We start from the raw sequence: 22337 nt of genomic DNA, 5'->3' as shown, positions 1-22337 counted from the left end.
CCTTCCGGCTCATCCCGCGGCGGGCGGCCGCGCTGCCATGCGCGTCGGCGTGTAGAGATGCTCGCCGACGCGTTTGACCAGCCGTGCCATCTCGTACGCCACCAGTCCGATGTCGGCGGTCACGGCGGTGAGGACGGCTAGACAGGAGCCGTCGCCCGCGGCCGCCACGAACAGGAAGGCGTCGTCCATCTCCACCATGGTCTGGCGCACCCCGCCGGCGCCGAAGTGCCGACCCGCGCCCTTGGCGAGACTGTGGAAGCCGGAGGCGACCGCGGCGAGGTGCTCGGCGTCCTCGCGGCGCAGGTCGGTCGACGCGCCCACGGCCAGCCCGTCGTTGGACAGCACCACGGCGTGCCGTACCTCGGTCACCCGCAGCACCAAGTCGTCCAGCAGCCAGTCGAGTTCGCCGGCCCTCCCCCACTCTCGGCTTCGCTCGAGCGGGGGGACCCCCACGTCGGCCCTCATGCTCGGATCCTGGATCATGCGGGGTCTCCTTCGCTGCTGTCACTGCGCGCTGTGGAATCGGGAGTGGCACCGCGGCCGGGCTGCCTGCCGCCGCCGCGCGCCCAGCCGTCCCGGTAGGCCGCCATGCGGTCCCGTACGAGTTCGGGGGTGCGCTGGTCGTCGTCGCGGGCTGGGGGCGGCTGCGCCGGCTCCTCGGGGCGCCCCTCGCGCAGCTGGGGGGCGAGGCTCGCCTGCCGTACGCGGCGTGGGAGGTCGTCGGAGGCTTCGGAGTCGTCCGGGGGGCGGTGCAGTCGCAAGGTGGTGACTCCCGGGGGTGGGGTGTCGGTCGTGCGGGCCTCCACGACCGGCACGGGAGCGACCAGCGCGGGCCGCTCGGCGACCGCGTGGACGGACTCCTGGGGCCGGTCGGCGGCTGGCACGCGCGCGTACGCACGCTCGGCGGGCCGCTCGCTGTCCGCCTTCCTCCCGGGGGAACGTTCCGCCGTGGCCTCGTGCAGCAGGGCGGTGGGCAGCAGGACGACCGCGGTGGTGCCGCCGTACGGCGAGGTGCGCAGGTGCACCTTGATGCCATGCCGGGAGGCGAGCCTGCTGACGACGAAGAGGCCGAGCCGGTCGCTGTCGAACAGGTCGAGCGACTCGGACTGTTCGATGCGCCGGTTGGCCTCGACGAGGGTCTCCTTGCCCATGCCCAGACCGCGGTCCTCGACCTCGACGGCGTAACCGTTGCCGACGGGCTCTCCGGTGATGCGCACGCGCGTGTGGGGCGGCGAGAACTGGGCGGCGTTCTCCACGATCTCCGCCAGGAGGTGGGTGAGGTCGGCGACGGCCGCGCCGATGACGGACGCCTCGGGGAGCAGCCGTACCTCCACGCGCGCGTAGTCCTCTACTTCGGAGACGGCCGCGCGGACCACGTCGGTCAGGGAGACCGGCATCCGCCAGGCCCGCCCGGGGGCCGCTCCCGAGAGGATGATCAGGCTCTCGGCATGGCGTCGCATACGGGTGGTGAGGTGGTCGAGCCGGAAGAGGTCGCTCAGTTCGTCGGGGTCGTCGGAGCGCCGTTCCATGCTGTCCAGGAGGCTCAGTTGGCGGTGCACGAGGATCTGGCTGCGGCGGGCGAGGTTGACGAAGACGCCGGAGATGCCGCTGGCGAGTTCGGCGCGCTCCACGGCGGCCCGCAGCGCGGCGCGGTGGACGGTGGCCAGGGCCTCGGCGACCTGACCGGTCTCGTCCTCGGCGGGCGGTCCGGGTGGCGCCTCGGCCCGGACGTCGATCTCCTCACCGGCACGCAGCTTGCGCATGGCTTCGGGGAGTTTGCGCCGGGCGATCTCCAGGGCGCCGTTGCGCAGGCTGACCAGCTCGACGACGAGGCCGCGGCCGATGCGTACGGAGATCACGAGAGAGGCGGCGACGGCGGCGAGGCCGAGGAGGACGGCGGCGCCGGCCGGGGTGAGCAGGCCACGGGTGAAGGGGTCGGCGCTGTCCGCGACTCCGCGCCCGGCGTCCTGCTCGATCGTCCGCATTCCGCCCTGCACGCGTGCGCGTGCCTTGCTCCAGGTGGCTTCCGCCGCGGCGTCGATCGCCCGTACGCCCGGTGCGGTGGCGAGGACCTTGTCCTCTACGGCGGCCACGGTCGCGTAGGCGCTGCCGTCGGCGAGGCTCTGCCAGGCCGCGCGTTCCGGGCCGCGCAGGTCCGCGACGGCGGATTCGGTGAGCGTACGGCGGGTGTCGACGGCGCCGGTGAACAGCCGCAACCGCTCTCCGTCGAGACGCCCGGCGAGGCGTGCGCTGTCCAGCACCACGTCCTCCTGGGCCAGCGCCTCGCCCGCGCGGGCGAATTCGAGCAGCACGCGCGCGTCGGAGCCGAGTTCGGCGTCCTGGATGCCGGTGAGCGCGCCGCCCACCGAGAACGCGCTCGCGACGGTCTTCGTGTACCGCCCGTACGCCTCGTCCCAGCCGGAGCGGCGGTCGATGACAGCACTGCGTACGGTGCTCAGCTGCTCGGCACGGGTGACGAAGGCCTCGAGACGCCGCGCCACCCCGGCGGGAAGCTCCTCGCTGTCGGCGACGGTGCTGCGGTCGCCGAGCCGCAGCTGCGCCACCGCCTTGTCGGTGCCTTCCGCGAGCGCCTTGAAGTCGGCGCTCTGTGCGGCGGAAGAGTCGGTGGCGTAGCGCACCGCGGCCTCGCGTTCGGCCTGGAGGGCGGCGACGGCGGCCGCGACGGGCGCCCTGATCTCGGCGTCGACGCGCTGCAACTGGCGCAGCCTCGCGACGTCCTGCGCGGTGGTGACGGTGGCGTAGGCCCATAGGGCCAGCAGCGACACGACCGGCACCATCAGCAGACAGACGATCTTGGCGCGGACGGTGCGCGGCCGTATACGCCAGCGCTCCACGCGCGCGGGTGGGTCGTCCGGCGCTGCGCCCGTGAGTTCTTCCGGGCCTTCGTCGGCCGGCGGTCCGGCATGGGCGCGGCGGCCGCGCACGGGGGGCGGGGACGGCGTCTCGGCGCCGACTGCGGTGGTCCTGCGGGGTGTACGCATGGCCTCCTCGCTCGGAAGGGGTTCGGGGGCGGGCCTTTCCGGGCCGTCACCGGTCCGGACCCGCCGCTAGCCGGCGACGCTCTCGACCGACCGCTGGGCCGACGCGGATGCCTCGCGCTCCCTCGTTGTGGGCGAGAGCGCGACGAACGCCGAGGTCAGGAAGAGGTAGGAGCCGAGGCCGACGGCGAGGGGGAAGATGAACTGCATCGCCGTGGCCCCGGGCAGGACGTCACCGGAGGGCGTGACGCTTACGCCGACGGCGAACATCCCTGTGAAGTGCATGCTGCTGACCGCCGCGCCCATGATCAGGGAGGCGATGGTGACGGCGACGGGCGACTTGATGTTGAGCGCCGCCCACAGGGCCGCCGTAGCCGCGACGACGGCGATCAGGACGGAGAGTCCGACGAGGGCGGGGTCGTAGGTGACGTCGCCGTGGAGTCGTACGGCGGCCATGCCCAGGTAGTGCATGCTCGCGACGCCGAGCCCGGTGGTGAGACCGCCGAGGAAGAGCGCGCGGGTCCGGTCACGGCTGTAGCCGACGGCGAAGACTCCGGCGCAGACGACGGTCATGGCGACGAGCAGGCTCACGACGGTGAGCGGCACGTCGTAGCGGATGTCGGTGCCACTGACGCTGAAGCCCAGCATGGCCACGAAGTGCATGGTCCAGATGCCCGTGCCGATCGCCGAGGCCGCGGTGACGAGCCAGTTGCGGCGCGAGCGGCCGGTGGCGGCGAGCGCGCGGACGGTGCACCGCAGGCCGAGCGCGGCGCCTATGCAGGCCATCACGTACGACAGCACGGGGGTAAGCCAGCCCAGGGCGGCGTGGTCCAGGTGTCCCATGGACCCGGGACGCTAGGGGGGCACGGGCGCACGAAGGGGGCGCGTTTCGAAAGCTGTTGGAATATGACGCACACATGCACCGGAACGATCGCGTCACGCTCGAACGTGTGCACAGCGACGTCATTCGTGCCGGTGAGGGATCATGCGAAACATGAGCGACGACCACACGCATGTGCAGGAGTTCTTCACCGCCCGCGCCGCCGACTGGGACAGTCGGTTCCCCGACGACGGGCCTGCCTACGCGGCCGCGGTCGCCGAGCTCGGGCTGCGTGAGGGCGGCCGGGTGCTCGACGCGGGCTGCGGCACCGGGCGGGCCCTGCCGCCCCTGCGTGCCGCTGTGGGGCCCTCGGGGGTGGTCCTGGGGGCCGATCTGACCCCGGCCATGCTGGAGGCCGCCGTACGGGCCGGACGCGACGCCGACGGGCAGTTGCTGCTCGCCGACGTGGCCGCGCTGCCGTTGCGGTCGGAGTCGCTCGACGCCGTGTTCGCGGCCGGCCTCATCGCGCACCTGTCCCATCCGGCGACGAACCTGCGGGAGTTGGCCCGTGTGGTGCGCCGTGGCGGCATGCTCGCACTGTTCCATCCGATCGGCAGGGCGGCACTCGCGGCACGCCAGGGCCGCCAGATCACGCCGGGCGACCTGCGCGCCGAGCACAACCTGCGGCCGTTGCTGGCCGGTTCCGGATGGCGCATGACGTCGTACGTCGACGAGGACGACCGCTTCCTGGCGCTGGCCGTACGGGAGTCCTGACGTCTCAGCCCAGCCCGGCGACGGCCGCCACGAAGGCGTCGGGGTTGTCGAACATGACGTTGTGGCCGGCGCCGGGCACGGTCACCACGCGCACGCCCGCGGCCTCCAGGGCTTCCCTGCCCGGAAGTTCACCGCTGAGCTCGCCCTGAAGGTACGCGCGGTCGATGGTCAGCCCTTCGAGGATGTCCCGCATGATCGGCTCGGAGCCCCGCCTCAGCCCCACGGCGCTGCGGTGCAGGGCGCGCGGGTCGGCCAACCGCATGGTCGCCGCCCACAGCGGCCCGACCGCGTCCAGCACGCGCGCGTGCGCGCCGCCGACGAACTCCTCCTCCTCGTAGGCCGTGATCCACGCGCTCCCCGCGGCGGGCGGAGGCGAGGCGTCGAGGTTGGCCTCGGTGAGGACCAGTCGGGAGACGAGGTCGGGCCGGCGGTGGGCGAGCACGAGGGCGACGGAACCGCCCATGCTGTGCGCGACCAGCTCCGCACCGCTCAGTTCCGCCGCGTCCAGGGCCACCGCGAGGGCGTCGGCGTGCTCATCCAGCCGGTACCCGAAGTCCTCGGGCCGGTCGCTGATCCCATGCCCCGGCAGGTCGACGAACAGGCTCCGTCGGCCCGAGAGCTCGGGTCGAGCCGCGACATGGGCGTGGTACACGGAGGACACCGCGCCAAGTCCGTGCACATACACGCGCGCGGGCCCCTCCCCCGGCGTCTCCGTCCAGCGGATGCAACTGCCCTTGCCGTCGAACTCGGCCTGCCTCATCGCGTACTCCCTTGGAGCCTTGGTCACCACCCACTCCACGATATACCTCGATGCCGATATATCAGCAGGCCGATGTACACCACCGTCGATGTACCACGGATCTGAGTGAGAATGTGGGCATGCTGGAACTCGCCATCCTCGGATTCCTGTACGACACCCCGCTCCACGGCTATGAGCTGCGCAAACGCATCGCGGCACTGACGGGCCACGTGAAACCGGTCGCCGAGAGCACGCTGTACCCCGCGATCAAGCGACTGGAAAAGGCGGGCCTGCTGGCCCGTGCCACGGAGCCCGGAGCAGTGGCCGCTCCTCGTCACGTGCTGACGCTGACCGAAGCGGGCCGACGGGACCTGCGCCACCGGCTCGCCGAGCCCGACCCGCGTGACATCAGCGACGAGAACCGGTGGTTCACGGTGCTCGCCTTCCTGCGGCACCTGGACGACGCGGCCGCCCAGTCCGCCGTACTACGACGCCGACTCGCCTTCCTCGAGGAGCCCGCCAGCTTCTTCTACGACGGCGACCGGCCGCTGCGCGCCGAGGAACTGGACGATCCCTTCCGGCGCGGCATCCTGACCATCGCGCGGGCCACGTCCCGGGCCGAACTCACCTGGCTGCGCGAGACGATCGCCGCACTCGGCGGCTGACCGGCCGATGCGCCGCGTGGGCAGCGCCGGACGCCCGTAACCGGCCGGGTGCCGGAGCTGTGCGAGCCGCTCGAAGCGCTTCACCGCGCCGTCCCCCTTCTGTCGCCGGGGCTCCAACTCTACGTTGATGGGGGGAAGATGGACGATCAACCAGGTGTGCCACGCAGGGGGAAGGCGGTCAGCATGTGGGGCATGGTGCGCAAGTCGTGTGCGAGATTTCTCCGTTCCATGCGCTCGGAGGCGGACACCGGCAAGGACAGGCAGACGCACAACCTGTTCGAGGCCGCCGCCGTGTATGTGTCGGCCTGCGCGGAGGACGACCAGGAGCAGATCGACGAGGCCGCCGGCTGGGTGTCTCCGGAGGCGCTGTCGTTCGGCGTGAGCGAGCTGGCGTGCCGGGCCGTCATCGCGCTCGCCCGGGAGCGCGACGAGTCGCCGCAGACCGTCGCCAGGTCGCTCCTCGGGCTGCCGGCGGCCTGACAGCGCGGGCAATCGTGGTCGATTCGCCCCGTCCGGTCGGAAAACTGCAGCTCCGGGTGTGCCTGGGAGTCGTGACAAGCGGCTTCCGGGCGCACTAGGGTGCGCGCCGATGGACGAACCTATGGGGAGGCTGGGATGGCCGGGACGGACGAGGAGGCCGTCGCCGCCGCGGACGATGCGCTCTATGTGCTCACGGCGGTGCTGCTGACGCCGGCGAAGTTCCCGAGCGTGCTGGGCGACGACTATCCGGAGGCCTGCGCGGCGCTCGGCCTCGCACCGCTCGCCCACGGGTACGGCCTGGTACTCGGCCAGGACGGCGACGGCGCCCGGTGGACGGTCGTCATCGACGACGCCTCCCTGGTCGCCGTCGCCATCGCCTCCTGGGACTGCGGCATGGAGTACGACCTGTCACCGGACGAGCGAACGGTCGTGGCCGCGCTGCCCGGGTGGCCCCTCGCGGTCGCCGTCGCCGCCCCCAATGTGCCGGCGCCGCACGATCCCGGCCCCGAGTTCGCCGACGGTCCGCCGCTCGCGCCGCCGGACACCAGCGTGTGGGGGCCGGCCCAGCGGCGCCTGGGCGCCGACGAGATCGCGTTGCAGTGGGCGATGTGGCGGGAGCAGATCGACGACGCCGACTTCCCGACGCCGGGCGGTGCCTCGGACGCCGCCGAGCCGGCGGACGAGGGCGCAGAACAGGGCGAGGCCGAGAGGGTCGCTCAAGGGGAGGGCCAGGGCGAGGCCGAGAGGGGCGCGCCGGGCGAGAGCCAGGGCGGCCACAGCGGCATCCGGCGGGTCCTCGCCGAGGCACGCGCGTACGTGGACTCCCCGCCGCCCCTTGGACGCGTCCGGTCGTCGTTCGCTCCGGGCGACGCACGGACCCTGCGCGCGGACGGCCCCGGCTGGTCGCTCGTCGCCAGGACCGACGACATCGCGTTCGTGCTCCTCGACGACGAACCCGGCGAGGTCCTGCCGGTAGGCCGCGGGCCGGAGCTGCCCGGGCTGCTGGAAGCGCTCGACAAGATGGCCGTACGCCCCAGCTGAGCCACACGCCGGGCGGCCCGGCAGCGGCCGCGGGCTGCGGGCCTGGGACGCCCGCCGCCGTCCGGCACGACTACGGGGTCCGGGACGGCTGCGGCGCGTACGGCACGGCTGCGGTACCCGTGCGTGCAGGGAACGTCGGGCGGGCGTTCGCCGCGTCTCGTGTCCGAAGCCATCGGCCTCACGGAAGGGCACTGAGCCCCCATCTGTCGTGGGGGCCTGTACAGCGGCATGTCTCGGGACCCCATCCGGCGGCGGCGTTCCATGTGGCCCGAGCCCATGGAAGGTGCGGAGCCAGGCGCCCACCATGAGGCAGCCTTCGCGGCTCCGCTCCCACTGCTGCCCTCGTCTCCCGCCTTCCAGGAGGCCGTCATGCGCCTGTCCCAAGGTGTTCCGCTCATTGCCGCCACACTGCTGACCGCCGCCCTCACCTGGCCGACTCCGGCAACAGCCACGGCAGTTGACGAGCACCACTGCTCCCGTCAGGAGCGCCTGCGGGTGCCGGGCGCGGCCTTCCAGCAGAGCGCCTGCCTCGCCGATCTGACCACGGCGGGACTCGCCGGCACGCCCTATACCGACATGGCCGACCAGGCCGGGCTGACGGCACGGGGCACCCGGACACCGGCCGGGGTTCCCGGGGTTCAGATCGACGGATACTTCCCGGACTCCTCTCGCTTCAACGCCACACACGGCCTGCATCACGACGCCCAGTTCGTGATCCGGCTGCCTGACCGCTGGAACGGCGGACTGGTCGTCACCGGAGCCCCGGGCACCCGCAGGCAGTACGCGACGGACACGGCGATCTCCGACCAGGTGCTCGCACTGGGTTACGCCTACGCGGCGACCGACAAGGGCAACAACGGCGCCGACTTCTACCGCGACGGCAAGCGGCCCGGTGACGCGGTCGCCGAGTGGAACGCGCGGACCACCCAGCTCACCCGGGCCGCCCGCAAGGCGGTGGCCCAACGCTACGGGCACGCTCCCCGCCGTACCTACATGACCGGCATCTCCAATGGCGGCTACCTCACCCGCTGGCAGCTGGAGAACCATCCCGAGCTGTACGACGGCGGCGTGGACTGGGAGGGCGCCCTGTGGACCGCGGACGGCCCCAACCTGCTCACCTCCTTGCCCACGGCAGTGGCACGCATGCTCGGCTCCGCGCGGGACGAGGACCTGTACGCGGTCGGTTTCGCGCGCGGCTCCGAGTTCCTGTGGCCCTACCACGAGCAGGCCTACTGGGGAGTCACGCAGAAGATCTACCGCGCCGAGTTCGACCCCGCCTACGCCCCCGGCTGCCCCGGCCCGTCCGCCGGGAACACCTCGGAACGGATCCTGGCGCCGTGCGCGTCCGATGCCAGGTACGACTACGCGACGCGTCCGGCGTCCGTCCGCCGCGCCGTTGCCCGCGTGGCGCTGACCGGGCGCATCGGCAGACCGCTGATCACGCTGCACGGCGACCTGGACGCGCTGCTGCCGAAGGCCACCGACTCGGATGTGTACGCGCGCATGGTCGACGCGAGCGGACGGGGACCACTGCACCGCTATTTCACGATCGCGGGCGGCACTCACGTCGACGGCCTGTACGACACCTGTCCCGACCGGCTCCGGCCGATCCTGCCCTGCTACCGGTCGGCGTTCGACGCACTGTCCTCATGGGTGGAGCGCGGCACTCCACCGCCCGCGGACCGTACCGTCGGCAGGCCCGCGAGCGGCGATGTGCTCAACTCCTGCGCACTGTCAGCCCCGGTCGGACCGGCCGCCGAGGCGACGTCAGCGACCGAGTTCCTTGCGCGTGGCGCGGCGCAGCCTGCGCCGCTGTGACGGGTCGAGCGCGAGGTACGCGGCGGCCGGGACTCCCAGGACTATCAGGAGCGCCGCCCACCAGGGCAGCCAGATCAGCAGGATGAGGCCGGCCGCCACACCTCCCGCAGCGATCTTCGCGTTCTTCGACATCTGCGTCGCCTCCTTCGCGGCCACTGCCGCTCTCTGACCTGAAAACGGGTCCGCGCTTCCAGCGGTTCCGAACCGCGACCCTGAGACGACCCTGAGGTGCGGCCCCTACTGGTCACGGAGATCCGGTGACAGCCGATGTGCGGTCGGCGCGCCGGGCTCCGCACAGGAGAGATACCCACGCCGACCGATGCGTGACCCAGGTCACGATACGGGCATGCCGGATGGGCCGCCGCGTTCCTGTACCCTCGGCCACTCGACCCGAGTAGTCAAATTTGAGGAGTGCTACAGAGCGTGCCGAGGCTTCCCGAGGCAACACCGTCCGAGATCTCCGAACTGGCCTGCTGCCGTGCCGTTTTCGTACCTGGCGATCCGGCCCGCACCGGCCGGGTCGCCTTCTGGCGGGCCGACGGCGGCGCTGTTCCGCTCGTGACGTCCGGATCCGTCGAGGAGCTGGCCGTCGCCCTGCCCGGCGAGGATGGTGTCGAGCTGGTGAACGTGCCGGCCGCTGTACTGCCGGTGCGCACCGCCCTGCCTGTGCTCACGCGTGCGCGTGCCTCCGCGCAGGCTCCCCGGGCGGTCGCGTTCTGGGGCACGGCAGCCGTGCTGGCCCTGCAAATCATGGCACGCGGCCTGCTCCTGCCCGGCCTCTCGGCAGAGGACCATGACGCCTGGCGCGCCGGTCCCCTGCGCCCGGAGGACGTCGAACGCATCCGCGCTCTTGCCGCCGCGATGCCGCCCGAAGCGCACGCCGTGCCGCTGGAGGGCGTCGAGCCGCTGAGGCTGCCGGACCCGGAGCGGCTGCTGCGGGACTTCCTGGACGCGGTCGCCGACGCGCTGCCCCGCTCCCCTGCGGCCGCGCTCGTCACAGGCGCGCCCGCATACGCGGCTCAGGAGCCGCAGCACCTGCCCGAGCAGCGTGCGTGGGCCGCCGATGTCGCCTCCGGCCACGACGCGGGCGTACGGCTCTCCCTGCGGCTGGAGCTCCCCGGCCTCGCCGCGGCCACGCAGGATGACGCGGCGCTGTCGTTCCGGGCGGTGCTGCAGGTGCACAGCGTGAGTGATCCGACGCTGGTCGCGGATGCGGGCGACGTGTGGGCGGGATCCGACGCCTTCGGTCCGCGCGCGCGGATGGACGCCCTGCTGGCGCTGCGCCGGGCCGCGCGGGCCTGGAGTCCGCTCACGCCGTTGCTCTCGGCCGCCGTTCCGGACGCCGTGGAACTCGCCGACGAGGAGGTGACCGACCTCCTGGGAGAGGGCACGCGAGCCCTGGCCGGGGCCGGCGTCGACGTGCACTGGCCCAAGTCGCTGGCCCGCACGCTGACAGCCCGCGCCGTGATCGGTCCGCCGGACGAGGAGTCCGCGCCCGGCAGAGTCTCCTCGGACACGCCGTCGTTCCTGTCCGCCGACGCGCTGCTCGCCTTCGACTGGTGGTTCGCGCTGGGCGATCAGCGGCTCACGCGCGAGGAGCTGGACCGGCTGGCAGAGGCGAACCGCCCGGTGGTGCGGCTGCGCGACCAGTGGGTCCTCGTCGATCCTCAGGAGGTGCGTCGCGCCCGCGCGCAGCAGGACCGCAAGGTGACGCCCATCGACGCGCTCGGCGCCGCTCTGACGGGCTCCACCGAGGTGGACGGCCGCCAGGTCGAGGTGCGGCCCACAGGGTGGCTGGCGGCGCTGCGCGAGCGGCTCGCGGACCCCGAGGGGCAGGAGCCGGTGGGGCAGCCTCCCGCGCTCACGGCAACGCTGCGGGACTACCAGCTGCGTGGCCTGAGCTGGCTCGCCCGGATGACCTCCCTGGGCCTGGGCTGCTGTCTGGCCGACGACATGGGCCTCGGCAAGACGATCACGCTCATCGCGTTGCATCTGCACCGGCAGGCCGACGCCTCGTCCGCCGGTCCGACGCTGGTGGTGTGTCCGACGTCCCTGATGGGCAACTGGCAGCGCGAGATCGAGAAGTTCGCGCCCGGCACACGCGTGCGCCGCTTCCACGCGTCTCGGCGTGATCTGGACTCCATGGCGGACGGGGACTTCGTGCTCACCACGTACGGCACGATGCGCCTGGACGCGCGCCGCCTGGCCGAGGTGCCGTGGGGCATGGTCGTGGCGGACGAGGCCCAGCACGTGAAGAACCCGTACTCGGCGACAGCCAGGGAGCTGCGCTCCATCGGCGCACGCGCACGCGTGGCACTCACCGGCACCCCGGTGGAGAACAACCTGTCGGAGCTGTGGGCGATCCTCGACTGGACGACGCCCGGCCTGCTGGGACGACTCGGCACCTTCCGCGCGCGTTACGCGCAGGCTGTCGAGAGCGGCCAGGATCCGGCCGCCGCGGAACGCCTGACCCGCCTCGTGCGCCCGTTCCTGCTGCGCCGGCGCAAGTCGGATCCGGGGATCGCGCCGGAGCTGCCGCCGAAGACGGAGACCGATCGTGCCGTGTCCCTCACCGCGGAACAGGCGGGTCTGTACGAGGCCGTGGTCCGCCAGACGCTCGCGGAGATCTCCGGAGCCGACAGCATGGCGCGGCGGGGCCTGATCGTGAAGCTCCTGACGGGTCTGAAGCAGATCTGCAACCACCCGGCGCAGTTCCTCAAGGAGGAGCGGCCGAGGATCGTCGGACGGTCGGGCAAGCTGGAACTGCTGGACGAACTGCTCGACACCATCCTCTCCGAGGGGTCGAGCGTCCTGGTCTTCACGCAGTACGTGCGCATGGGGCGCCTCATCGAACAGCATCTGGCGGCCCGCGGCATGCCCTCGCAGTTCCTGCACGGCGGAACCCCCGTGGCCGAGCGCGAGGCCCTGGTGCGGCGCTTCCAGGACGGTGACGTACCGGTGTTCCTGCTGTCGTTGAAGGCCGCGGGCACCGGCCTGAACCTCACCCGCGCCGAGCATGTCGTGCACTACGACCGCTGGTGGAACCCCGCCGTCGAGGCGCAGGCCACGGACCGCGCGTACCGCATCGGCCAGACCCGGCCCGTGCAGGTGCACCGACTCATCGCCGAGGGAACCATCGAGGACCGTATCGCCGACATGCTGAGCCGCAAGCGGGAGCTGGCCGACGCGGTGCTCGGCGCCGGCGAGGCGGCGCTGACGGAGCTGACGGACGCGGAGCTGGCCGATCTGGTGGAACTGCGAGGGGGCGCCCGATGACTCGACACGACGGTGACATGGAGCGCACGTTCGCCGCACTGCCGCCCGCGCGCGGGCGGGGGTTCGCACAGACATGGTGGGGCCTGGCCTGGCTGAAGGGGCTGGAGGAGACGGCGCTGGACTCGGGGCAGCTCAAGGCCGGCCGCACACTCGCGCGCGCGGGAGCGGTCGGTGCGGTGTCGGTGCGCCCGGGACGTATCACTGCCGTCGTGCGGGGCCGCGACCGTACGGCGCACCGGGCCGACGTACTGCTGGAGGAACTGACCGGCGAACAGTGGGACCGCTTCCTGGACATGACCGTCGAGCGGGCCGGCCATGTCGCCGCACTGCTCGATCGCGACATGCCACCGCACCTGGTGGAGGACGCCGCCGCCACAGGCATCGAACTGCTGCCGGGCATGGGCGATCTGGAGCCGGAGTGCGGCTGCGGAGCCTGGGACCACTGCGGCCACACAGCGGCCCTGTGCTACCAGGTGGCACGACTCCTGGACCAGGACCCCTTCGTGCTGCTGCTGATGCGCGGACGGGGCGAACGAGACCTCCTGGACGACCTTCAGGCCCGCAGCGCCGCACCCGCCTCCGAGCCGTCGGACCCGTCCGCGCCGTCCGATCCGGAGGGCGTGGACGCCGCCGAGGCCTATGCGACAGGCGACATCCTGCCGCCGCTGCCCGCCCTGCCCGAGCTGCCCGCCGAGCCGGGCGTGCCGCCTTCCCTGGACACCGAGACGCCTCCCGCGTCCGGCGTCGACCCGGCCGCGCTGGAGTTCCTGGCCGCCCGGACCGCCGCGGAAGCACACCGCATGCTGGCGGAAGCCCTGCGAGCCGGTCCGGAACAGCGTGCCGTCGAAGCGGAGTTGACCCTCGACCAGGACGCGGTCCGCCTGGCCTCCGGCTCCCCGTCCGCCGGCGTGGCGGAGCGGTTGGCCGACGGCTCGGGGCGCGGCCGCGAGGGGCTGGCGGTGGCGGTACGCGCCTGGCGTCTCGGGGGCATCACCGCGCTGTCCGTACTCGACGAGGAGTGGACCGTCGAGGGCGAGGCGCTCGCACGCGCGCGTGCCGCCCTGGACTCGGCCTGGGACGAAGACGAACGGCCGGCGCTGCGGGCGAAGGGCAACCGCTGGACGGTCACCGGTGCGCCGAACCAACTGCGCCTGGCACGGGACGGACGCTGGTGGCCATACCGCGAGGAACACGGCAGCTGGGTGCCGGCAGGAGGTCCTGCGCAGGATCCGGCAACCGCCTTGGCCTCAGCGCGGCTTACGGCCGAGGAGGAGCAGCCGTAGGGCATGCCCGACGTCCCCTGGGAGGGTGACTGGCCCTGGCGGGGGCCGTCGGCCGGTCGCTCGAGCAACTCGACGACCCGGCGGACTCGGGTGTGCCGGAGCTTTCCAAGGAGCTGGTCGTGGAGACGTCGGTGATCTACGTGCGGTTGCCGCGCGGCATCTGGCGGCCGACTCGAGCCACCTTGTTCGCGTGGGGCACGCGTGCGTGGCCGCTGCGGAGTGCCACGCACGCGTACCGCGCATCCACGCCAGCGGTGCCGTGACTACGGCAGCTCGTCCACCAGTGACGGCAGCAGCGATTCGAGATCGCTCGGAAAGCCGCTGGGCAGCTCTGTCGGGAACCCGGAAGGCAGCGATGTCGGCAGCTCGCTCGGCAGCCTGCTGGGCAGCTCGGTCGGGATGCTGAAGGACGGCCTGGGCGAGCTGCTCGTGCTGCTCTCGGCGGGCGGGTTCTCGTCGGGCGAGTCGTCGCTCCCCGAGGCCATCAAGACCACGGCCACGACGGCTCCGGCGGCCACGATCACGGCAAGCAGGATGAAGAGTGGATTCCGCCGCCGCCCCGGTCCACCGCCGCCCCCGGGCGACGCCGGCGGCGGCCAACCACCGTACGGCGGGCCGCTGTCGCCCGGCGGAGGACCGTAGCCTCCAGGGGTCCCGTATCCCCTTGTGGTCTCATGGCCGCCTCCTGTCCCCTGCCCGGGGCCGAAGCCTTCAGGAGGCGGTCCGAAGCCGCCCGGAGGCGGCGTGTCACCCGGCGGTCCGGGCGGCTGAGGCGGTACGGGCGGCATGGCCATACCGTCAAGGGTCGCCTCGCATCGGTCAGGACGCGACCCCTACAGGGGAGTTGATTCGGGCCCATGCCTTGGATCGCATGATTCCGGAACATTCCGCGCAGCGACCGGCCAACAACCGGTACCGCGTGTGACCGAATCCTTCAACGGGCGGTCACACGCGGCAAGGCGGCGTCGGGCACGCGCGCGTGGTCTCAGCCGCGGGCGCCCAGCAGGTGGTCCATCGCCAGCTGGTCGAGACGCTCAAAAGCCATCCCGCTCGCGGCGGCCGCCTCGACGTCGAACTCCTCGAAGGCCGTGCGGTCCGCGAGCAGCGACTTGAGGCCGTCGGCCGCGGTCGGCTGCGCCAGCTCGTCCAGGCGCGAGGTGCGCAGGGCCTCCTGGACCTCCGGGTCGGCGCGGAAGGCGGCCGAACGCTCCTTCAGGATGAGGTAGTTGCGCATGCAGCCCGCGGCCGACGCCCACACGCCGTCGAGGTCCTCGGTCCGCGGCGGCTTGAAGTCGAAGTGGCGGGGCCCGGTGTAGCCGGCGCTCTCCAGGAGGTCGACCAGCCAGAACGCGGAGCGCAGGTCACCGGCGCCGAAGCGCAGGTCCTGGTCGTACTTGATGCCGGACTGGCCGTTGAGGTCGATGTGGAAGAGCTTGCCCGCCCACAGCGCCTGCGCGATGCCGTGCGGGAAGTTGAGCCCGGCCATCTGCTCGTGGCCGACCTCGGGGTTGACGCCGTACAGCTCGGGGCGCTCCAGGCGCTCGATGAACGCCAGCGCGTGGCCGACGGTCGGCAGCAGGATGTCGCCGCGCGGCTCGTTCGGCTTGGGCTCGATCGCGAACTTGAGGTCGTAGCCCTGGGAGGTGACGTACTCGCCGAGAAGGTCGAATGCCTCCTTCATGCGGTCGAGCGCGACGCGCACGTCCTTGGCGGCGCCGGACTCGGCGCCCTCGCGGCCACCCCAGGCGACGTACGTCTCGGCGCCCAGCTCGGCCGCCAGGTCGATGTTGCGGATCGTCTTGCGCAGGGCGTAACGGCGCACGTCACGGTCGTTGGCCGTGAACGCGCCGTCCTTGAAGACGGGGTGCGTGAAGAGGTTGGTGGTCGCCATCGGCACCTTCATGCCGGTCGCGTCGAGGGCCTCACGGAAGCGCTTGATGTGCGCCTCGCGCTCGGTGTCCGAGGACCCGAAGGGGATCAGGTCGTCGTCGTGGAAGGTGACGCCGTGGGCGCCGAGCTCGGCCAGGCGCTGCACGGTCTCGACCGGGTCGAGGGCACGGCGGGTGGCGTCGCCGAAGGGGTCCCGTCCCTGCCAGCCGACGGTCCACAGGCCGAAGGTGAACCTGTCCTCGGGGGTGGGCTGGTAGCTCATGCCGCGGCTCCTTGCTTGCGGACGACTGCTTGCTACGACTCGCTACGACTATTTCGTCATGGCGGTTTACAAATTAGTATGCCAACGCGTCCCTGGGAAGGGACAAGATGTCCCTGAGGGGGTGAGTTCCGGGTCGTGGTCATCCGGGGCACCCTCGAAACAGCAGGCCAGATCCCGCACAGCCGCGGAAAAGGGAGAGCCCGATGTCAGCAGCCGAGGGTCCGCTCGTCGTCGGCGTGGACACGTCCACCCAGTCCACGAAGGCGCTGGTCGTCGACGTGTCGACCGGGCGGGTCGTCGCGAGCGGCCAGGCACCGCACACGGTGTCCTCCGGGGCCGGCCGCGAGAGCGACCCGCGCCAGTGGTGGGAGGCCCTGTGCGAGGCGCTGCGCCAGTGCGGCGACGCCGCGCACGAGGCCGCCGCGGTGTCGATCGGCGGGCAGCAGCACGGTCTGGTCACGCTGGACGACCGGGGCGAGCCGGTCCGTCCGGCCCTGCTGTGGAACGATGTGCGCTCGGCGCCGCAGGCCCGCCGCCTGACCGAGGAGCTGGGCGGCGCGAAGTTCTGGGCCGAACGCACCGGCTCCGTACCGGCCGCCTCCTTCACGGTCACGAAGTGGGCCTGGCTGGCCGAGAACGAGCCGGAGTCCGTCCGGGCCACCAAGGCCGTACGCCTCCCCCACGACTACCTCACCGAACGCCTCACCGGGCAGGGCACCACCGACCGCGGCGACGCCTCCGGTACGGGCTGGTGGGCGTCGGGCACGGAGTCGTACGACGACGAGATCCTCGCGCGCGTGGGGCTCGACCCGGCGCTGCTGCCCCGTGTGGTACGGCCCGGCGAGGTCGCGGGCACCGTACGCGACAGCCACGACCTGCCGTTCTCCAAGGGCACCCTGGTCGCCCCCGGCACCGGCGACAACGCCGCCGCCGCACTGGGCCTCGGCCTGCGTCCCGGTATGCCCGTGCTGAGCCTCGGCACGTCGGGCACTGTGTACGCCGTGTCGAAGCGGCGCCCTGCCGACCCGACCGGCACCGTGGCGGGCTTCGCCGACGCGCACGGCGACTGGCTGCCGTTGGCCTGCACCCTGAACTGCACGCTCGCCGTCGACCGCCTCGCGACCCTGCTGGGCCTCGACCGCGAGGCCGTGGAGCCCACCACCGGCCTCACGCTGCTGCCCTACCTGGACGGCGAACGCACCCCGAACCTGCCGAACGCCTCCGGTCTCCTGCACGGCCTGCGCCACGACACGACCGCCGGCCAGCTGCTGCAGGCCGCCTACGACGGTGCCGTCCACGCGCTGCTCGGCGCCCTGGACCTGGTCCTGGACGAGGACGCGGACCGCTCGGCCCCGCTGCTGCTGATCGGCGGCGGCGCCCGAGGCACGGCCTGGCAGCAGACCGTACGGCGGCTGTCGGGACGCCCGGTACAGGTCCCCGAGGCCAAGGAACTGGTCGCCCTCGGCGCGGCGGCCCAGGCGGCCGGCCTGCTGACCGGCGAGGATCCGGCCGCGGTCGCCCGGCGCTGGAACACCACGCGCGGGCCGGTGCTCGACGCCGTGGAGCGGGACGAGGAGACGCTGGCCAGGATCAGCGGGGTACTCTCCGACGCGGCCCCGCTGCTTCAGCGGAGCCCCGAAGCTCACTGAGGACGGACGGAGGCATGACCGCACCGCTGCACGAGGCCCACCCGGCCGGCTCCGGCCGCGCGCTGCCCAACACCCAGCAGGGCATGCGCCGCCGCAACCTCGCCCGGGTGATGCACACCGTGCGTGCCGAGGGGCCGCTTTCCCGAGCCGCCGTCGCCTCCCGCATAGGGCTGACCCGTGCCGCGGTGTCCACGCTCGTCGACGAGCTGATCCGCTCGGGACTGCTGGAGGAACTCGGTCCCGAGCGGCCCGGCCGGGTGGGCCGTCCCGGGTCGGCGCTGGCCGTCAGCGGGCACGGTCCGGCCGGCATCGGAGCGGAGGTCGGCGTCGACCACCTCGCCGTCTGCGCGGTCGATCTGCGCGGCGAGGTGCGGTCCAGGGCGGTGCGGCACGGCGCGAACCGTGGCCGTGCCGCCGAACCGGTCATCGAGGAACTCACCGAACTGGTGCGCCAGGTTCTCGCCGAGGCCGAGCGCGAGGGGCTCCGGCCCGCCGGCCTGGCGGTCGCGGTGCCGGGTCTGGTCGCGCGGGACGCCCGTACGGTGGTGCGCGCGCCGAACCTCGACTGGCGGGACACGGATCTCGGTGCGCTGCTGCCCGTGGGCTTTCCGCTGACCGTGGGCAACGAGGCCAACTTCGGCGCGCTCGCCGAACTCTGGCTCGGCGACGGCACGCCGCGCGACTTCCTGCACGTGTCGGCGGAGATAGGCATCGGTGCGGCGGTCGTGGTGGATGGCGGGCTGCTGCACGGAACGCGTGGTTTCGCCGGCGAGTTGGGGCATGTACCGGTCCAGCCGGACGGGCCGGACTGCCCGTGCGGGGGGCGGGGTTGTCTGGAGCAGTACGCCGGTGAGGAGGCGGTGCTGCGCGCGGCCGGTCTGGAGTCGGACGAGGACCGCGTCGGGCTGCTCGCCGGACGTGCCGCCGACGGCGACGAGGACGTACGGCGGGCGCTGCGCGAGGCGGGAACGGCGCTCGGTGTCGCACTGACGGGCGCGGTCAATCTGCTGGACCCCGAGAGTGTGGTGCTGGGCGGCGCGCTGGCCGGGCTCGCGCCCTGGCTGCTGCCGTCACTGGAGGCCGAGTTGGACCGGCGCACGGCCGGGCCCGCCTGTCCGGTGTCCGTGTCGCGGTTGGGTCCCGAGGGGCCGTTGCTGGGGGCCGCGCACTCGGTGGTGCGAGCGGTGCTGGACGATCCGATGGCGGTGGCGGCGGTGGCGGAACAAGCCTGAAACCAGGCCGAGTTCACTCCTGTGAGTGAGCGAGTTATCCACAAACTTGCGGCTGTCCACGGAAAGCCGGCGGGCTCTTCTGCCCAACCCGCCCGCGCCGTACCGTGATTCACGCGAGGCGCAGCTGTCGTGTCATGGCGACGGGAGCGCATCGGCGTGGATGAGGGGGATTCACATGCCGGGGGATTCGGCGGGGCAAGCGACTGCGGGGCTGCGGCGCGACGCGATCGGGTTGCGCGAGGTCCTGTTCCAGAGCATCACGGCGATGGCGCCGGCCGCGGCGGTCGCGGCGTCCATTCCGGCGGGCGCGGCGTTCGCGGGCGGAAGCCTGCCACTGTCGGTGCTGATCGCGCTGGTGGCGTGTCTGTTCACGGCGTCGTGCGTCGCCGAGCTGGCGCGGGAACTGCCGGCCGCGGGCTCGGTGTCCACGTATGTGGCGCAAGGGCTGCATCCCGCCGTTGGCTTCCTCGTCGGCTGGGGCTATGTCTTCGTCGAGGCGCTCGTCCCACCGCTGTTGCTTCTGCAGCTGGGCTTCACGACGGCGGGCACGCTGCACCAGGAGTGGTCCTCGTATCCGGCGGACCTGTGGTGGCCGTGGGCGCTCGCGGGTGCCGCGATCATCGCCGTCTCCGGGTACTTGGGGGTGCGTGCCTCCGCCCGGTTCGGCACGATCCTCGGCGTCTTCGAGGTTGTCGTCCTCGTGGTGTTCGCCGTCTGGCTGATCGGCAAGGCGGGCGGGGACAACTCGCTGTCCGTGTTCGGGACTTCGCACACCGCGGAGGGCTACGAGGGCGTCACCGGCGTGTTCGCCGGGTCGGTCTACACGGTGCTCGCCTTCGCCGGATTCGAGGCCGCGGCACCGCTGGCCGAGGAGACCCGGAACCCACGCCGGACGATGCACCGTGCGGTGCTCGGGGCGGCCCTCGGCATCGGCCTGTTCTACGTGCTCACCACCTACGCCATGACCGTGTACTACGGGCCGGACCGCTTCGGGGAGTTCGGGGCCTCCGGCGCCGCATCCTGGGAGGGCGTGGCCCGGGCGTCGTTCGGGCTGTTCTGGGTGCTGGTGTTCCTGGCCGTGGTCAACTCGGCCATCGCCAACGCCAACGCGTGCGCCAACGTCTCCACCCGGACCGCGTTCGCCCTGGCCCGCATCCGTGTGCTGCCCCGCATCCTGGCCGTGCTGCACCCCAAGTACCGCTCCCCCGTCGCCGGTATCGCCGTACAGACCGTCGTCGCGGTCGGCGCCGTACTGGGGTTGGGGCTTGCCTACGACCCGGTGACGGCGTTCCTGCTGCTGGCCACGGTGATCGTGACGGTCGTGATCGGCGTGTACATCGTCGTGAACCTCGCCTGTGCCGGCTACTTCCTGCGCCGCAGGCGCGAGGCGCTCAGGCCCGTACGGCATCTGCTCCTGCCCGCCCTCGGCATCGCCGCGTTCGTGCCCGCGCTGCTGACCGCGGCGGGACTGCCCGTCTTCGACTTCGTCTCCGAGCTGACCGCGCCGGTGTCGTACGCGGGATCCGTGGTCGGTGTGTGGATGGCGGCCGGAGTCGTGGTGCTGGTCGTGCTGATACGGCGCCACCCCGGATGCATAGCCGAGACCGCCCGTGTGCACCTCGACGACCCCTCCCCCACCGGCCTTCCGCAGAACGGAGCTGTGCAGCGATGAGCGACCCCAGGATCCTGACCGTGCGACCTGAGCCGGGCGAATACGCCTGGACGTTCGGGGGCGCACCGCCCGTGGCGCGCATCGCGCCCGGCACGGTCCTCGACCTGTACACGGAGGACTGCTTCGCCGGGCGGGTGCGGTCGGAGAAGGATCTGGTGTCCGAGGTGTGCGAGTTCCCCTACCTCAACCCGCAGACGGGACCCTTCCACATCGAGGGTGCCAAGCCGGGTGACACGGTGGCCGTGCATTTCGTGTCCATCGAACCGGCCCGGGACTGGGCCGCGTCGACGACGATCCCGTTGTTCGGCGCACTGACCTCCACGCACACCACGGCCACGCTGCAGCCGCCGCTCCCGGAGACCGTCTGGATCTGGCAGCTCGACCGGACACGACGTACGGCGCTGTTCCGGGCGCACTACAGTGACATCGAGGCCGAACTGCCCATGGACCCGATGCACGGCACGGTCGGGGTCGCCCCCGCCAATCTGGAGGTGCGCTCGGCCCTGGTGCCCGACGCGCACGGCGGGAACATGGACACACCCGAGATGCGGGCGGGCGTCACCTGCTATCTCGGGGTGAACGTCGAGGGAGCGCTGCTCAGCCTCGGCGACGGGCACGCCCGGCAGGGCGAGGGCGAGACCTGTGGGGTGGCGGTCGAGTGCGCGATGAACACCGTGGTGATCGTCGAGTTGCTCAAGGGGCTCGCCACGCCCTGGCCCCGCATCGAGTCGGACACGCACATCATCTCGACGGGCTCGGCCCGGCCGCTGGAGGACGCGTTCCGGATATCCCAGCTCGACCTGGTGCGGTGGCTGGTGCGCGACTACGGGTTCAGTGAACTGGACGCGTACCAGTTCGCGACCCAGGCCGTCGAGTCGCCGCTCGCCAACGTCTGCGACACCAACTACACGTGCGTGGCAAAGATCCGCAAGCAGTGGCTTCCCGCACGCGAGACGCACCGCGGCCTTCATGCGCGGCTGCGGGAGACGGCAGCGGCTCTGCGCTGAGCACACCGGCCGACCTCGACACCGAAAGGCAATCCCCCTTTGGAACGCGCAAGACCACGACCCAGCCGACGGCGCATCCTCCAAGGCACCGCCCTGGCCGCCGTCCCGTACGTCCTGCTCCCCGAACGGCGGGCCGGTGCGCACGTCCCGGGACCTGACTATCCGCTCGCCGCGTGGCGACCGGCGAGCACCGCCAACTACACGGTGGCGAACCGCCCCACGACCCACGCGGTCGACCGGGTGATCATCCACGTGACACAGACCACCTACCCCAAGACCCTGTTCGTCTTCGAGAACCCGAGGAAGAAGGTGTCCGCCCACTACGTCGTCCGGTCAGGAGACGGACACACGTCACAGTGCGTCCGCGAGAAGGACGTCGCCTGGCACGCCGGGGACTGGGACCACAACACACGCAGCATCGGCATCGAGCACGAGGGATGGGTGGACCAACCCGGCTTCTTCACCGGCGTCCTGTACGAGAAGTCGGCCCTGCTGACGGCGGCGATCTGCGAAAAGTACGGCATCCCGAAGGACCGGGAGCACATCATCGGGCACTACGAGGTTCCGGGCACCGATCACACCGATCCCGGTCCGCACTGGGACTGGACGCGCTACATACGACTGGTCAACTCGACCTGAGACCGCCCGTATGCGCCGAACCGGTGTGCACCGTTCAGGTGTCCCCCGTCGAAAAGGTTGTCCGCCCGCGTACCCGGAGTGACGATGTCCC

19 protein-coding genes are annotated in these 22337 nt (G+C 72.2%); 12 read left to right on the top strand and 7 right to left on the bottom strand.

Translation table 11 applies throughout. From position 1 onward, the window contains the following. Nucleotides 1-9: 9 nt before the first annotated feature. The 3 genes from QQM39_RS41270 to QQM39_RS41260 all read right to left on the bottom strand — a co-directional run bounded on the left by QQM39_RS41270 (nucleotide 10) and on the right by QQM39_RS41260 (nucleotide 3842). Nucleotides 10-465 (bottom strand): roadblock/LC7 domain-containing protein, encoded by a 456-nt coding sequence (locus QQM39_RS41270; RefSeq protein WP_302003906.1) that lies wholly within the window; start codon nucleotides 463-465, stop codon nucleotides 10-12. Nucleotides 466-479: 14 nt separating this feature from the next. Further along, nucleotides 480-3002 (bottom strand): nitrate- and nitrite sensing domain-containing protein, encoded by a 2523-nt coding sequence (locus QQM39_RS41265; RefSeq protein ID WP_302002685.1) that lies wholly within the window; start codon nucleotides 3000-3002, stop codon nucleotides 480-482. 66 nt (nucleotides 3003-3068) lie between these two features. Further along, a complete protein-coding gene (locus tag QQM39_RS41260; protein WP_302002684.1) occupies nucleotides 3069-3842 on the bottom strand; it encodes an MHYT domain-containing protein in 774 nt (257 codons plus the stop codon). A 151-nt stretch (nucleotides 3843-3993) separates the two neighbouring features. Here QQM39_RS41260 and QQM39_RS41255 point away from each other — a divergent pair, with 151 nt between their 5' ends. Beyond that, on the top strand, nucleotides 3994-4593 hold the full coding sequence (locus tag QQM39_RS41255; protein WP_302002683.1) for a class I SAM-dependent methyltransferase: 600 nt from the start codon (nucleotides 3994-3996) through the stop codon (nucleotides 4591-4593). Between the two features lie 4 nt (nucleotides 4594-4597). On the opposite strand, the gene QQM39_RS41250 is transcribed toward QQM39_RS41255, so the two are convergent. Continuing rightward, on the bottom strand, nucleotides 4598-5353 hold the full coding sequence (locus QQM39_RS41250; protein ID WP_302002682.1) for an alpha/beta fold hydrolase: 756 nt from the start codon (nucleotides 5351-5353) through the stop codon (nucleotides 4598-4600). Between the two features lie 119 nt (nucleotides 5354-5472). On the opposite strand from QQM39_RS41250, the gene QQM39_RS41245 reads away from it, so the two are divergent. From QQM39_RS41245 to QQM39_RS41230, 4 genes are all read left to right on the top strand, one after another. Continuing rightward, on the top strand, nucleotides 5473-5997 hold the full coding sequence (locus QQM39_RS41245; RefSeq protein ID WP_302002681.1) for a PadR family transcriptional regulator: 525 nt from the start codon (nucleotides 5473-5475) through the stop codon (nucleotides 5995-5997). Nucleotides 5998-6180: 183 nt separating this feature from the next. Next, nucleotides 6181-6477 carry a hypothetical protein gene (locus QQM39_RS41240; RefSeq protein WP_302003905.1) on the top strand — a complete coding sequence of 99 codons (297 nt, stop codon included), beginning with the start codon at nucleotides 6181-6183 and terminating at the stop codon, nucleotides 6475-6477. Between the two features lie 135 nt (nucleotides 6478-6612). Then, complete coding sequence (locus QQM39_RS41235; RefSeq protein ID WP_302002680.1) at nucleotides 6613-7518, top strand: hypothetical protein; 906 nt, start codon at nucleotides 6613-6615, stop codon at nucleotides 7516-7518. Nucleotides 7519-7887: 369 nt separating this feature from the next. Beyond that, complete coding sequence (locus tag QQM39_RS41230; protein ID WP_302002679.1) at nucleotides 7888-9336, top strand: tannase/feruloyl esterase family alpha/beta hydrolase; 1449 nt, start codon at nucleotides 7888-7890, stop codon at nucleotides 9334-9336. Here the strand turns inward: QQM39_RS41230 and QQM39_RS41225 are convergent. Next, nucleotides 9286-9468, bottom strand: a complete 183-nt coding sequence (locus QQM39_RS41225; RefSeq protein ID WP_302002678.1) for a hypothetical protein — start codon at nucleotides 9466-9468, stop codon at nucleotides 9286-9288. The two genes, QQM39_RS41230 and QQM39_RS41225, sit on opposite strands and share 51 nt — an antisense overlap. Before the next feature lie 291 nt (nucleotides 9469-9759). Between QQM39_RS41225 and QQM39_RS41220 the strand changes: the two genes are divergently transcribed. Continuing rightward, the gene (locus QQM39_RS41220; RefSeq protein WP_302002677.1) at nucleotides 9760-12612 is read left to right on the top strand and encodes a DEAD/DEAH box helicase; all 2853 of its coding nucleotides are present in this window, start codon (nucleotides 9760-9762) and stop codon (nucleotides 12610-12612) included. Beyond that, nucleotides 12609-13895, top strand: coding sequence for an SWF or SNF family helicase (locus QQM39_RS41215; RefSeq protein WP_302002676.1), 1287 nt, complete (start codon nucleotides 12609-12611; stop codon nucleotides 13893-13895). The genes QQM39_RS41220 and QQM39_RS41215 overlap by 4 nt, the downstream gene beginning before the upstream one ends. Nucleotides 13896-14158: 263 nt before the next feature. On the opposite strand, the gene QQM39_RS41210 is transcribed toward QQM39_RS41215, so the two are convergent. Together QQM39_RS41210 and xylA are read right to left on the bottom strand one after the other, a co-directional pair. Continuing rightward, on the bottom strand, nucleotides 14159-14419 hold the full coding sequence (locus tag QQM39_RS41210) for a hypothetical protein (protein WP_302002675.1): 261 nt from the start codon (nucleotides 14417-14419) through the stop codon (nucleotides 14159-14161). A gap of 461 nt (nucleotides 14420-14880) precedes the next feature. After that, on the bottom strand, nucleotides 14881-16047 hold the full coding sequence (gene xylA, locus QQM39_RS41205; RefSeq protein ID WP_302002674.1) for a xylose isomerase: 1167 nt from the start codon (nucleotides 16045-16047) through the stop codon (nucleotides 14881-14883). 203 nt (nucleotides 16048-16250) lie between these two features. Here xylA and xylB point away from each other — a divergent pair, with 203 nt between their 5' ends. The 5 genes from xylB (at nucleotide 16251) to QQM39_RS41180 (ending at nucleotide 22246) form a co-directional block, all read left to right on the top strand. Further along, nucleotides 16251-17696, top strand: coding sequence for a xylulokinase (gene xylB, locus QQM39_RS41200; protein ID WP_302002673.1), 1446 nt, complete (start codon nucleotides 16251-16253; stop codon nucleotides 17694-17696). Nucleotides 17697-17710: 14 nt separating this feature from the next. Continuing rightward, a complete protein-coding gene (locus QQM39_RS41195) occupies nucleotides 17711-18928 on the top strand; it encodes an ROK family transcriptional regulator (protein WP_302002672.1) in 1218 nt (405 codons plus the stop codon). Nucleotides 18929-19103: 175 nt separating this feature from the next. Then, entirely contained in the window at nucleotides 19104-20600 is a 1497-nt protein-coding gene (locus QQM39_RS41190) for an APC family permease (protein ID WP_302002671.1), read from the top strand. Next, nucleotides 20597-21607, top strand: coding sequence for an acetamidase/formamidase family protein (locus QQM39_RS41185; protein WP_302002670.1), 1011 nt, complete (start codon nucleotides 20597-20599; stop codon nucleotides 21605-21607). Before QQM39_RS41190 ends, QQM39_RS41185 begins: the two co-directional genes overlap by 4 nt. A gap of 39 nt (nucleotides 21608-21646) precedes the next feature. Beyond that, nucleotides 21647-22246 (top strand): N-acetylmuramoyl-L-alanine amidase, encoded by a 600-nt coding sequence (locus QQM39_RS41180; protein WP_302002669.1) that lies wholly within the window; start codon nucleotides 21647-21649, stop codon nucleotides 22244-22246. Nucleotides 22247-22337: the final 91 nt, after the last annotated feature.

The sequence above is a fragment of the Streptomyces sp. DT2A-34 genome, assembly GCF_030499515.1.
Lineage (GTDB): Bacteria > Actinomycetota > Actinomycetes > Streptomycetales > Streptomycetaceae > Streptomyces.
The sequence above is the reverse complement of the archived record's forward strand: the minus strand, read 5'-3'. Positions and strand labels throughout refer to the sequence as shown.

Excerpts from the sequence above, each read along its gene's own strand:
- QQM39_RS41265 (WP_302002685.1), bottom strand. The coding sequence starts at position 3,002 with ATGCGTACACCCCGCAGGACCACCGCAGTCGGCGCCGAGACGCCGTCC.
- QQM39_RS41225 (WP_302002678.1), bottom strand. The coding sequence starts at position 9,468 with ATGTCGAAGAACGCGAAGATCGCTGCGGGAGGTGTGGCGGCCGGCCTC.
- QQM39_RS41215 (WP_302002676.1), top strand. The coding sequence starts at position 12,609 with ATGACTCGACACGACGGTGACATGGAGCGCACGTTCGCCGCACTGCCG.
- QQM39_RS41250 (WP_302002682.1), bottom strand. The coding sequence starts at position 5,353 with ATGAGGCAGGCCGAGTTCGACGGCAAGGGCAGTTGCATCCGCTGGACG.
- QQM39_RS41240 (WP_302003905.1), top strand. The coding sequence starts at position 6,181 with ATGTGGGGCATGGTGCGCAAGTCGTGTGCGAGATTTCTCCGTTCCATG.
- xylB (WP_302002673.1), top strand. The coding sequence starts at position 16,251 with ATGTCAGCAGCCGAGGGTCCGCTCGTCGTCGGCGTGGACACGTCCACC.
- xylA (WP_302002674.1), bottom strand. The coding sequence starts at position 16,047 with ATGAGCTACCAGCCCACCCCCGAGGACAGGTTCACCTTCGGCCTGTGG.
- QQM39_RS41195 (WP_302002672.1), top strand. The coding sequence starts at position 17,711 with ATGACCGCACCGCTGCACGAGGCCCACCCGGCCGGCTCCGGCCGCGCG.
- QQM39_RS41270 (WP_302003906.1), bottom strand. The coding sequence starts at position 465 with ATGAGGGCCGACGTGGGGGTCCCCCCGCTCGAGCGAAGCCGAGAGTGG.
- QQM39_RS41245 (WP_302002681.1), top strand. The coding sequence starts at position 5,473 with ATGCTGGAACTCGCCATCCTCGGATTCCTGTACGACACCCCGCTCCAC.
- QQM39_RS41230 (WP_302002679.1), top strand. The coding sequence starts at position 7,888 with ATGCGCCTGTCCCAAGGTGTTCCGCTCATTGCCGCCACACTGCTGACC.
- QQM39_RS41260 (WP_302002684.1), bottom strand. The coding sequence starts at position 3,842 with ATGGGACACCTGGACCACGCCGCCCTGGGCTGGCTTACCCCCGTGCTG.
- QQM39_RS41235 (WP_302002680.1), top strand. The coding sequence starts at position 6,613 with ATGGCCGGGACGGACGAGGAGGCCGTCGCCGCCGCGGACGATGCGCTC.
- QQM39_RS41185 (WP_302002670.1), top strand. The coding sequence starts at position 20,597 with ATGAGCGACCCCAGGATCCTGACCGTGCGACCTGAGCCGGGCGAATAC.
- QQM39_RS41255 (WP_302002683.1), top strand. The coding sequence starts at position 3,994 with ATGAGCGACGACCACACGCATGTGCAGGAGTTCTTCACCGCCCGCGCC.
- QQM39_RS41190 (WP_302002671.1), top strand. The coding sequence starts at position 19,104 with ATGCCGGGGGATTCGGCGGGGCAAGCGACTGCGGGGCTGCGGCGCGAC.